Raw genomic sequence first — 1,144 nt, forward strand, 5'->3', positions numbered from 1 at the left:
ACTTGTTCGGAGAATCCTTAGGAAAGGGCAGTTCGCCAGGTTGGATTTTTTTAGTGCGCAAGACTTAGTCTCGTCGACCGCCTTATCCATCAAGCTCTGTAGAATGCCGGTCGCTAAATCTTCTGTGTAAACCCGCAAATCTTTTGCACTTATTTTTGTGAGCGTCTCATCTAGCTCGGCAACGTTGTCTGCTGCATAACGCATTCCAGCTTTTACGCTGCTTTTAATATTGTATCGGTTATCAAGTTCATTTAGGCCGATGCCGACGGCGAAAACTATAATCGCTCCTACTACAACGGGTAGTGCGGGGGCACCAAAAAAGGCTCCGGCTGCTAGGCCTGCGGCATACCCAAGTGCAGTGGCAATACCCGCTTTTATTAGTTCTACTCCTATACCCCCGAACAAGTCTGTCAAAACTGCTTCATCGTTAAAAAACCACTCTAAAGTCAATCTTCTGAAAGCTCTGCATGTGTTTTTTGTATGTTCATTGAAAGCCATATAAATTTAACGCTTCATGGGCCTCGCAAGAAAATTCCAGCCCTATCTGCCATCAGCTTGATAGCAATACTGTTTTCCGTCCTTAACTTTGCATGGCCAGTGGTCTTCTATATAGGTATCAGGTTTGAAGCAGTAGTTTTGATTATTTACCCAGAATGTCTGCCAGCCAGAGCCGGATGGACGCAGCTCGTTGCATAGAACGTAACCGATAGCCATTAACCATATTGTCGTCAAGGCAAGAAGTGGAATTGCTACATAGAAGGCAGTTTTAAAAAACATGGCGACCATGGTTTTTTGAAATATCTCAGCGCGCGAACCCTGTGTAGGGTCAAAAATCTTGTTAGTCCAAAGTGCTACCGCTGCTGTAACTATACCCACCAATGCTATAAATGGCGCAGGGATAACGCCGAATACTATATATTGTACTTCTACAATAGGAGCTTGCCGCCAGAGACGACCATAAATGGGGAGTACGCTCACCCATATTATATAAAGTGATGCGGCAAATAAAATTATTGTCATGACTAACGAAAAGGCAGCGATAATGCGCAGGTTTTTTGAGGGTAGTACATGTTTTCCATTGTTCATAGCTTTGGAAGCCTTAAATTTCCAACGTCTGGGAAGGGGAGCTTAGGGATGCTCCGAT

General features: G+C 44.3%; 1 protein-coding gene and 1 pseudogene. Both read right to left on the minus strand.

Features of this window, described 5'->3' with window-relative positions; translation table 11 throughout:
• Positions 1-498: pseudogene (locus BZK31_RS22870) on the minus strand (hypothetical protein); the annotation flags it as partial.
• Positions 499-540: 42 nt separating this feature from the next.
• On the minus strand, positions 541-1,086 hold the full coding sequence (locus tag BZK31_RS22875; protein ID WP_083185577.1) for a hypothetical protein: 546 nt from the start codon (positions 1,084-1,086) through the stop codon (positions 541-543).
• Positions 1,087-1,144: the final 58 nt, after the last annotated feature.

The sequence above is a fragment of the Pseudomonas floridensis genome (assembly GCF_002087235.1).
GTDB lineage: Bacteria > Pseudomonadota > Gammaproteobacteria > Pseudomonadales > Pseudomonadaceae > Aquipseudomonas > Aquipseudomonas floridensis.

What these genes read in the sequence shown, in the direction of transcription:
- BZK31_RS22875 (WP_083185577.1), bottom strand. Translation starts at nt 1,086, where the DNA reads ATGAACAATGGAAAACATGTACTACCCTCAAAAAACCTGCGCATTATC.